The following is a 2,435-nucleotide window of genomic DNA, read 5'->3' on the forward strand; positions in this document are numbered from 1 at the left end:
ACTCCGAGGTTTCCTGGGCCGAGCCGGGGAGGGTCACCATGTTCAAATGACCATAATTGTCATAGCCATAGCCCGTGTACCGGGTAAGGGCGTTCTGCGGATCATGGACATCTTCTTCTATGCGCCGTCCTTCGCTATCGTAGGAATAGCTGATGGCGTTTCCCAGACTGTCCGTTATCCTGGCGATCTGGTCCGCGGGTGAATAGCTGTAACTGATCACGCGGTTACCGGGCTGGGTAATGGTCTGCATCTGCCCGGCACTGTTGTAGGCATATGAAGTGGTCAGTCCCGCCGTGGTTGTTGAAACCAAAAGGCCGCTGCCGTTATACGCCCGAGTTGTTACGATGCCGTTCGGGTCGGTAATAGTCTCTGCCTGGCCGAAGGCGTTATAATTACTGTAGATGGTGGCATGCCCCAGCGCATCCGTCACGGTCTGCAGATTGCCCCGATTATTGCCCTGACTTGAATCGTTCGGGTAGTATGAAAAGTTCACCACATCGCTTGCATCGGTGCGCGGCCCGTCTATCGAGGTGATCTGGCCGTAGGTGTTATAGGTATACAGGATTGTAGCACTGATCGCCGTGGTTCCGGAATAGCCGCTCTGCTGCCGGCTGATCATATTGCCGTTTGCATCATAGGTCATGGTGGTGACCGCGTTCTGGCCGGAGTTGGCAACGGATGGTTTGGTGATGGTGGCAACCTGATTGGTTACCGGGTCGTAGGTCTTGGTGGTGATACTGGTCAGAGGGGTACCTACCGCCTTGGTAACACTGGTTGTATTGCCGATTTCATCATAGACATAGGTGGTCTTTACGCCGCTGGCATCGGTAGCTTCGGTGATCTGCATCCTGTTGTCATAGAGATATTTCGTATCGGATGTCGATCCGCAGGAGCTGCAGCCGGGGCCAGTCATGGAGCTGACCCTGGCAACACCTTGAAAAGCTTCCAATTGGTATGTGGTAGCAACCCCCAAACTGTTTGTGATTACCCGTTTATAATTGCTCTGGTAAGCGATGGTGATGGCTTCGGAACCATTGGTAAGGGAAGAGGAGATGACCCGGTCCATAATATCATAGCCGATGGTCTGGGTACGGACATTGTTCTCGTCGATGACACCTGTAAGGTTATGGATATCATTCGTATCTTCATAAAGATAACGGATGACGCCACCATCCGGCTTGGTGACCGATGTCAGGTTCTTTTTGGAATCGTAGCCATAAGTAAATGTGCCGATCGGGCTTGACAGTGTTGCCAGCAGGGAGTCTGCATTATACTGCAAGATCAGGCTCCGGCCGAATCCGTCCGAGATGGTACGAAGAAAGTCGCCATCATAGCTGAGGGTAATGCTGTTATTATTTCGATCACGCTTTTCAATCAGGCGACCATCGCTATTGAAGAAAAGTCGGGTATTATCCGGTTTAGTCAGGGTATAGCCGTTTTCTGTCTCGGTAAGAACGGTCTTTTTTCCGATTTCATTGATCCAGGTATTGTTCCCCTGAGAAGCAAAGTGAACTATTTGGCCGTCGAACTGATTGTAGATGGCCAGACCGAGGCTATTCTCGAAGCTCAGTCTGTCGTTCCAGGAAAAGGTCCAGCCGAATCCCGGGATGGAATTATCGATAGTTTTGCTGTTGTAGTAACGGGAAAACTGCAGGGTGGAGGCCGGGCCTGCCAAAGAAACATCGTTCTGATGAAAAGACTTGTTTCCTGTCGAGAAGTTGACGCCATGCCGGGAGACATAGGGAATATTCGAGGCGGATGCAACAGAAACAAGGAGCAGAACACTGAACAGTACTGGAAGAACGCGTAACGATTTCATGGGTGTTGATTTCCTGAACGTTGGTCTTGTATGGGGTTGTTTCTCATTACTTTTATTGCAGTTATCGCAGCCCGTTGCCTCATGGACACGTACTATCTGGAAACGCTCCATTACTAATCACAGTGGCAGTAGCACCATTGGCAGCAGTTGCCACGACTTTAATTAAGAACTCACGCTTTCCCCAGGTAGACCGAGATAAGCGAGAGCCCGTAAAATCGGAGTACTTCCAGCTAATTGTTTTTCCTTCGTAGGATTTTGAACCTTGTAGCGAGAAAGACGGCGATTGCGCATCAGGGGCCAAGTAAAGCGCGAGTGTGCCCTCATACCCGGCAATGTTTTCTTTAAAAAGGACAGTACCGAATATATCTATTGTATTATCAGGGAAATTTTCTGTTCCCAGAATCGTCGGTGCCGGCGTGTTGTCAATGGTAAATGGATAATCTTTGAATTTATTCGTACCATTGGCAGCCGTGGCACTCACACGAAGGGTGTGATTGCCCTGTGGCATCGTCCCTGCGTTGAGCTTCGAACCAACGATTTCTTCCCAGGTCCAGTCAGTGGGGGCAGACCCTTCATAGTGCTTATACCCGTAACATGAAAAACCCCCAGTATTGTA

Annotated in this window: 2 protein-coding genes; both read right to left on the reverse strand. The window is 50.1% G+C overall.

The window, feature by feature from the left end:
- Window positions 1-1,675: RHS repeat protein (locus HZA49_10450; GenBank protein MBI5779854.1), on the reverse strand; the 1,675-nt coding region annotated here is incomplete at its 3' end.
- A gap of 223 nt (window positions 1,676-1,898) precedes the next feature.
- Window positions 1,899-2,327, reverse strand: a complete 429-nt coding sequence (locus tag HZA49_10455; GenBank protein ID MBI5779855.1) for a hypothetical protein — start codon at window positions 2,325-2,327, stop codon at window positions 1,899-1,901.
- Window positions 2,328-2,435: the final 108 nt, after the last annotated feature.

This window comes from Planctomycetota bacterium, from assembly GCA_016235865.1.
Lineage (GTDB): Bacteria > Planctomycetota > MHYJ01 > JACQXL01 > JACQXL01 > JACRIK01.

Coding starts and splice junctions, on each gene's coding strand:
- HZA49_10455 (MBI5779855.1), bottom strand. CDS start 2,327: ATGCCACAGGGCAATCACACCCTTCGTGTGAGTGCCACGGCTGCCAAT.